Below are 7732 nucleotides of genomic sequence, written 5' to 3' on the forward strand. Positions count from 1 at the left end.
GTTATTGGTATTTTTTTCATAAATTTTGAATAAAAGGCAGGTAATTTTTTGTTAGTATGTAATAAATAAGGTAAAGGTGGTATAAATATAATTCAAGTAGTATAGATATGAATGAGAGGAGTAAGACTAGAGAATGAAGTTAAATAGCAATATACAGGTCAATGATGAGGTTAAGATTACAAGTCTTTATATAATTACAGGTAGTTTATGGATTCTATTTTCGGATGAATTGATAAATATTTTAATTCAGGAAAAGATAATAACTAACAAATTTCAGACAATTAAAAGTTGGGCATATATCCTGATAACTGCAACTATATTTTACTCTCTTATTCATCGTGCTCTACATAGTCATAAGTTTCTCTTTGAAAATGCAGGGACAGCAATTGTTATTATTGATGAAGACACAAAGATCTCAATGATTAATGAAAAAGCAGGGGTGTTATTAAATTATACTCCAGAAGAGGTAATAGGTAGAAGTTTTAAGGACTTTATAGCCGAAGAAGAAGATATAGAGAAGTTAGTTAATTATCATAACTTGAGAAGAAAAAGTGATAAGGCGCTTCCGGATAAATATGAAATTAAGCTTTTAGATAATAGTGGTAATTACAAATATGCATTAATTCAAGTAAATATGATGCCTAATAGTAATAAGAGTATTGTTTCAGTCATTGATATTACTGAAAGGAAGCAAGCCGAAGATAAGGTTAAGTATATGAATTATCATGATGCGGTCACCAAACTCTATAATCGTAAATTTTATGAGGAAGAGCTTAAACGTTTAGATGTACCACGACAGTTGCCTTTAAGTATAATTCTAGGGGATGCTAATGGATTAAAGCTGACTAATGATATCTTTGGTCATCAAGTAGGTGATCAGTTATTACGGAAGATTGCTGAAGTAATTAAAGAATGCACTCGGGAAGAAGATATAGTGGCAAGGTGGGGTGGAGATGAATTTGGGATCATCTTATCTCAAACTGGGCAAGAGGAAACAGAGAGAATTATAAGTAGGATTAAAAGTAGTTGTGAGCGATCAGATTTTGAACCGATTCCACCCAATATTGCCTTAGGTAGTGCTACAAAAGAAGAAATAGGACAAGATTTGAATGAAATATTTGACAAAGCTGAGGCACAGATGTATCAAGATAAATTTGAGCATAAGAACTGTTCTAGTAATCCTTTATTACAGGCTTTATTATGTAAACTAGAAGATAGTAACTATGAAATTGTGGGACATGCCTCTAGAATGGTAGATTTAGCTAAGAAATTTGGGAAAGAGTTAGAGTTAACAGAACAACAGATAGAGCGTTTAGCTTTATTAGCAAAGTTTCATGATATAGGTAAGTTTACTGTTGAAAAGACAATATTAATAAAGGATAGTCCATTAAATGAAAAGGAATGGGAGAAATTCAAATCACACAGCAGTGTTGGCTATGAGATAGCTAGTAACTTTCGTAAGTTAAATGCGATTGCTAACTATATCTATCATCATCATGAGAATTGGGATGGAAGTGGATATCCCCAAGGTTTACAAGGAAGAGAAATTCCGCTCTTATCTAGGATTATACACATTATAGATTTTTATGATGCAATAACTCATGGAATCTATTATCAGCTAGACAAAGAAACGTATTATACTACAACCATGACTCAAATGAAAGCGATTAAAAAGCTTAATGAATATAGCGGTGAATTATTTGATCCTAAATATGTAGAGAAATTTATTAAGTTTATTGTTAATTTTGAATAGTATTGAAGTGTAGTCGATATATCAATTTGGTGTATCGACTATTTATTTGAGAATATAAATACATTTTTTTCAATTTATTTTATTTTTTAGCAGGACTATTTACTTATAGCCCTAAATTATATTAATAAGAATGAAATTAATGTAAATGATATAAAATATAGTAAATTAGTTATAGGCATAATTAAACAGAGAATGGTCGGCTAAAAAGTTAATTTTGGCGTATAATTCATTGATGTTGATTCTTTATTGCAGAATTATCACGGTAATATTGTTTTACGTGCTTATGATCCTAAATCAAAGAAGTTGACAACGGAGAAAGAAGTACCAGTTTCAGTATTAGTAGGTCAAGAGCAGAATTATGATTTAGAGGTGAAGAGTTTGCATGCACAATCAGTAGCGACTGGACATCTACTCTCACTTGATCTTTATAATAGCGGAAATGCTTTCTGTGAGCCTGAGACTGATCTAATTATTAAGGATGCAGAAGGTAAGTTTGTGGAACGAGTTGCTCTTAATCTACCAGAGGGTGTCGATAGAATCTTACCACTTAGAAATCAACGGGTAGTTGGTATAGCTAAGAACTTAAAACCAGGAAAGTATACAGCAGAGATTAATATTAAGAATGAAGGTAAAGACTTGATAAGTACAAAGAAGGAGTTCAAAGTTGAAGCTAAAAATTAAAGATAGGACTCCCCATAAAAAAGGAACCTGCTATTAACAGGTTCCTTTTTTAGTGATTGAAAGGGAGGTTGCAAGATAGCTTTGAGTATATCTTATAATTTAAGGGGGAAAATTTATTTACTAATTTTAAAAACCTTTCTACACCACCATAGGGTTAGTGCAGAAAGGTTAATAACATAACAGCACTTACCTTTGGCAGCTTGGCAGTCTTCCAATGAGACCCATAGCTTTGCGTCCTCGTTTCGCAACGAGTTTGCCTTTGACAAAAGTAAACAGTATTATTTACTTGTTAAATATATATTAGCATATTTTGACATGAAAGTCAAGTATTTTCTAAGAATAATCATGATTTTTTTAAAAAACAAAATTTAAATCCCATCCCACTTTAGATTCATCAGTTTTGCGGTCACGAGAGGTATAGACTCCTAGATGGATTGGTTTTACTCCTAATAGATTTAAATTCATTTTAGAGCCGATTCCAAACGCCGTTGATTCTGTGTCAGAACTTTGATAATCACTAAAGATATAAAAACCTATATCAGTGATCTGTATTATCTGCATAAATTCTATCGAATGTAAAAAATTATGTGTATAGATGGCATCAATGGCTGCTTGAAATTCAACAGTATCAGCTGGTTCGGTCCCGCGATAGATAGTGGGTGATGAAAGAAGATTAGTATTATTGAATACTATCTTTGGCTTTAAACTCCAAATGCTACTTATTTTAAACAGTTGTTGATGAGAAGTTAATACTTTATAATCATCAAATTCTGGTGAAATTAATAGAGTACTTTCTCCTTTAAAGTTTATATTATTGCGATTTAGGTCATATTCATTCTTTATAAGATTGAAGTTTTGCTGATTACGATTCGTTCTTCCTAAACTAAGTGTGTAGTTCTTAGCGTAATGTTTTAAAGTAAGCTCCCAATCATTCTGATCTGTTTTCATCCTGCTTTTGGCAATTAGATCGAGAGATGGAGTTATTTTTTTGATTCTAACTTGAGCTTCTAAATCGCTTCTTCTATCTTTAGTATTTAGGAGTAAGACATCTAGTTTACCTTTCTTTATTTCAAAGCCATATTGAGGGTCCATAAATTCATCTTTAAATAGATTCTGTTTAAAGACCGAATTATCTTTACCAAAGTAGAAGAGCGGTTTAACGATAAATGGATCTAAAATTAGACGGTTATACTTAAAATCATTTAATATCTGTGTCATATTCAATGGTTTTCTATTATTACTGCTATTTTTGGCAAGGGAGACATGGTTCTCTTTTAAAGTCTCTTTAATCTTAGGAAGCTGTTGCTTTGCCTGTTTATATCCTATTTGAATCAGTCTATTTGCTAATTGAAAATCCATAAAAGAGTATTCGCCGACTTTATTTCTAATTATTACATCAGAGTATTTTTTAGTAATTGGTGCTGAATTTTTCTTTTGTAATAGTTGGATCGTTCGAATTAAAGATCGAACTGAATTATTATAATTATCATATGGTAGTTCATCAATAGCAGTCGATGATATAATTAGATCAGCACCTAAGACTTTTGCTGTCTTAGCCGGAGTCAACTCTACAACTCCAGGATCTACTAATGAGAATTTTCCTTTTTGTTGGACCGGAAAATAAAATGGGACAGCATATGAGCTTTGAATAGTGTTAGCAATTCTTCCTGAGGTATGGACATATTTAACTCCTTTATTCAAATCAAAGCTGAGCAGGGCAGTTGGAATCGGAAAATTTTCTAATCTTTTAGTAGGTGCTAATCTCTCTAATGCATGATTAATCTCAACTGTCTTTAATAAGGATTGAGTAGAAGGAAAATTAAGACTGAACATATTAAAAAAAGTTGCTTTGGTTGCTATTTCTTCAATTTGGTCAATCGGAATTCCACTACCATACATAGTACCGATAATAGCGCCCATGCTAGTTCCCACAATCATATCCATAGGGATATTTGCTTCTTCTAAAGCTTTCAAGACTCCAATATGTACCAATCCTCTTGCTCCACCACCACCTAGAACTATAGCTACACGAGGATGTTTTAGATTATTAAAGCGAGGATTCTTTTCAATAACATAAGTATCTTGTCCTGCTTTAATCTTCTTATATTTAATTTGAGGATTATTATTAGCAGCATAGATGTTAAAAGTAGAAAGTGTTAATATAATTAATAATAGAATACTAATCAATCTAAACTTATTCATTTAAAAAACTCCTTCTGTATATTAATTGATCTTAATAATCTTCCAAGCAGTTCTATCTACTGGTCTATTCTTAAAATAACTTTCAGCATTAAAGAATATATACTCACCACTAGCTAATTTAGGAATATTAATAGCAACCTTTAATCTATTCTTATCTTTCTTAACAGCCATTTTGTCAAAGTTTAATCTATTACTTTGAAAAGGCATCATTTTTATTGAAGCCTCATTTGAATCTTTCTTAGTAGTAACAGCAAAGTCTAAAGTATGTCTCATGTCATTATTATCTTCTTTAGTTAGAAGATGCAAATGAAATTTAAAGCTATATTTATGAGTGAAATCTATTTTCATCTCTAAATTTAATACTAATTTACTCTTATTCAAGCTTAATTCACCTTCGACAATATCTCCGCCTGGAAAACGGCGTCTATTTTTATTATCGCTAGCTGGTTCTTGATATCGATAAGAAGCGTTATAAGAAGGTAGTTTAATAGAACTAATTTCTGATTCAGTATTAAATTTTTTTGGATTATCCTTGATAAAGATCTCATTATCTTTAACAAAACTAAGTAAGTATCTTTTTGTTACTTTCAGCTGTGACTTATATTTTCGGATAGCTTCTTCTTTATTATTCTTTTGGTCATCAGTGAGCTGAAAGTTGCTCCACTCAGCAATATTATCGATTAAAGCTTTAGGTGGTTTCATATCTTCACCTTTAGGCAGAGGCCATTTACCGCGATGAGTAAGATATTGATAGATTTCAGGTTTTTTTAGTAATTTCTTATCTAATTCAATTTTAGCCAACGCATAATAAAGAAAATTATAAGCTGCCCAGTGGTCGGAATGCTCATCAAAAGTAGAAGAAACAAATATCTTAGTTGGTTGATGCTTAATTAAAATCTCAACTAAATCTTCAATAATATTGCGACCGGTATATGGTTGTTCCTGTTTATAAGCAAGTGTATAAGGGTTATTAACTGTTTGCGTATATCGAGAAAGATAAACCTTCTCATCATGCCAATACTCTCCCCATAAGAAGCTTATTCCTCGGTCGGGGTAGCCTAAAAAATAGATATTCTCTTGTGGTAAGCCAAGAGTCTGCAATGCTTTAATTGATTCCTGCTGTCTTAACTCACCAAATTTTTTAAAGCTTTTATGAGAAAGAAAAGGACGCAAAAAATTCCTGACAGCTCCCCAGCGGAAACCATCACCATTAGTCAAAAAAACTACCTGCACAGCTATATCTTTATCCAAAGCGTCTTGAATAATGCCTCCGCAGCTTAAAGCTTCATCATCACAGTGGGGTGCTAAAATTAAGATGCTATCTTCATCTTCGTTTAACTTTAATTCATGAAAATCGTCTAAATTAGAAATAGTCATGCTTTTATCTTGCCTCCTTTGCTTTATTATATTCTTTATTGCAAGGAATATAAACTCCTGCGAATAAGAGAATAATTAATAGAATAATCAATCTTTAATTAGGCAATATTAAGAATGTACAACCATAAAAAAGAGGGATTTGACATTTGATGCAGAAAAGATTAGAATGACTAATAATATAAAGGATTGATTTAAAATGTCCCTCTATAAGACAGATGCTATCGTTTTAAGACATTATGAATTTGATGAAGCAGATAAATTAATCGTTCTATATACAAGAGACTATGGTAAAGTAAAAGCAGTGGCTAATGGTGCCCGCAAGACAAAGAGTCGCTTGGCTGGAGGAGTAGAGCTATTTACTTATAATGATCTCTTACTCTATCAAGGTAAATCATTATCAACAATCAGTCAATGTGAAATTAAAAATTCATTTGCTAAATTGCGGTCTGATCTTTTTAAGATGGCCTATGCATCTTATTTAGCAGAAGTTGTTAACGAATTTACAGTTGAGGAAGAAAAGAATGAATCAGTATTTGCTCTGCTATTAGCTACACTTCATCTTTTAAATGATGGCGGGGATTTAGAAATAATAACTCGTTTCTTTGAATTGAGATTACTAAACTTATTAGGATACCGTCCAGTAATTGATATCTGTGTAGAATGTGATAAGGAGTTAGCAGAAGTTAAACAGCTTAGATTTAGTTCAGTAGCCGGAGGATTAATCTGTCCTCAATGTTCTAAAGTTGATCAGTACGCTATGCGGCTTAGTAAAGGAACAGCAGCAATTATGAAACGTCTGCTTACTATTGATTATAAGAAGCTAGATAGATTAAAAGTTCCTAATAGATCGAAGAAAGAATTAGCAAAGATACTACCTAATTACCTACAGTCTATTATAGAGAAGAAATTAAAGAGTTTAGATTTTATCAAAACCTTAACTATAGTAGAAACTTAGAGTGAGGTGAAATCATGGAAGAAACTAATGAAAAATTAGAAAAAATAGACGTAATCAGAGAAAGAACAGGAGTAGGCTATAAAGTTGCTAAAGAAGCTCTGATCAAAGCCAATGGTGATGTTGTAGAAGCCATCGTTAAGATAGAAGAAGATAAGGTAGAACGTAAAAAAGAATTTCATGTAGCTGGGAATAATTTAATCGAAAAGATTAAAGAGCTAATCAAACGGGGGAATATAACCAAAATTAAGGTTAAGAAAGGTAAAGAGATAATCTTTAGCATCCCCGTAACCGTTGGGGTCTTAGGCACGATGATTTACCCACCTTTAGCGGTCTTAGGAATGTTAATTACCGTAGCTGGGAAGTATACATTAGAAGTAGAATATGGAAAAGCATAATTAATAAATAGAGTTTCCCCATTTTTTAAAGTAAATAATATGAAAATTATCAACACCTAAAATTGTGGACAATTAACCTTAACAATTGATTAAAATAGATTATCCACAGATTACGCAAAAAAGGTGAAATTACCTCCGTTTTTTGGTATAATTAGGTTGGACACCAAAACCAAAAAGGAGGAATTCCACCTATGATTAATTATACCAAACTTATATACCAATTGAAAAGGAAATTATCAAGTTTTTCTAAAAAAATTACTAAAAAGTTATCTAAACCTAAATCTAAATTTGTCTTTCAGGTACTATATGGACTATTAGAAAACCAAACTGTTTTATTAAGTGAAATTTCTAGAGCGTTAAAAGAAGATA

General features: G+C 31.8%; 6 protein-coding genes and 1 riboswitch. Of the genes, 4 read left to right on the top strand and 2 right to left on the bottom strand.

Features of this window, described 5'->3' with window-relative positions; genetic code table 11:
- The first annotated feature begins 133 nt into the window (after nucleotides 1-133).
- Nucleotides 134-1753: an HD-GYP domain-containing protein gene (locus tag BM077_RS11305; RefSeq protein WP_089750428.1), complete on the top strand. Its 1620-nt coding sequence runs from the start codon at nucleotides 134-136 to the stop codon at nucleotides 1751-1753.
- Nucleotides 1754-1999: 246 nt separating this feature from the next.
- A complete protein-coding gene (locus BM077_RS11310) occupies nucleotides 2000-2434 on the top strand; it encodes a hypothetical protein (protein ID WP_089750429.1) in 435 nt (144 codons plus the stop codon).
- Nucleotides 2435-2625: 191 nt separating this feature from the next.
- A riboswitch (cyclic di-GMP riboswitch) is annotated at nucleotides 2626-2702 on the bottom strand.
- Nucleotides 2703-2788: 86 nt separating this feature from the next.
- Here BM077_RS11310 and BM077_RS11315 read toward each other — a convergent pair.
- Both BM077_RS11315 and BM077_RS11320 read right to left on the bottom strand, forming a co-directional pair.
- Nucleotides 2789-4636 (bottom strand): patatin-like phospholipase family protein, encoded by a 1848-nt coding sequence (locus tag BM077_RS11315; RefSeq protein ID WP_089750431.1) that lies wholly within the window; start codon nucleotides 4634-4636, stop codon nucleotides 2789-2791.
- Between the two features lie 21 nt (nucleotides 4637-4657).
- Complete coding sequence (locus BM077_RS11320; RefSeq protein ID WP_089750433.1) at nucleotides 4658-6013, bottom strand: PIG-L deacetylase family protein; 1356 nt, start codon at nucleotides 6011-6013, stop codon at nucleotides 4658-4660.
- Between the two features lie 196 nt (nucleotides 6014-6209).
- Here BM077_RS11320 and recO point away from each other — a divergent pair, with 196 nt between their 5' ends.
- Together recO and BM077_RS11330 are read left to right on the top strand one after the other, a co-directional pair.
- Nucleotides 6210-6968, top strand: a complete 759-nt coding sequence (recO, locus tag BM077_RS11325; protein ID WP_089750435.1) for a DNA repair protein RecO — start codon at nucleotides 6210-6212, stop codon at nucleotides 6966-6968.
- A 14-nt stretch (nucleotides 6969-6982) separates the two neighbouring features.
- A complete protein-coding gene (locus BM077_RS11330) occupies nucleotides 6983-7363 on the top strand; it encodes a DUF4342 domain-containing protein (RefSeq protein ID WP_089750438.1) in 381 nt (126 codons plus the stop codon).
- Nucleotides 7364-7732 lie beyond the last annotated feature (369 nt).

Source organism: Candidatus Frackibacter sp. WG13 (assembly GCF_900114655.1).
Taxonomy (GTDB): domain Bacteria; phylum Bacillota; class Halanaerobiia; order Halobacteroidales; family Acetohalobiaceae; genus Frackibacter.

Excerpts from the sequence above, each read along its gene's own strand:
- BM077_RS11305 (WP_089750428.1), top strand. The coding sequence starts at position 134 with ATGAAGTTAAATAGCAATATACAGGTCAATGATGAGGTTAAGATTACA.
- BM077_RS11320 (WP_089750433.1), bottom strand. The coding sequence starts at position 6,013 with ATGACTATTTCTAATTTAGACGATTTTCATGAATTAAAGTTAAACGAA.
- BM077_RS11315 (WP_089750431.1), bottom strand. The coding sequence starts at position 4,636 with ATGAATAAGTTTAGATTGATTAGTATTCTATTATTAATTATATTAACA.
- BM077_RS11330 (WP_089750438.1), top strand. The coding sequence starts at position 6,983 with ATGGAAGAAACTAATGAAAAATTAGAAAAAATAGACGTAATCAGAGAA.
- recO (WP_089750435.1), top strand. The coding sequence starts at position 6,210 with ATGTCCCTCTATAAGACAGATGCTATCGTTTTAAGACATTATGAATTT.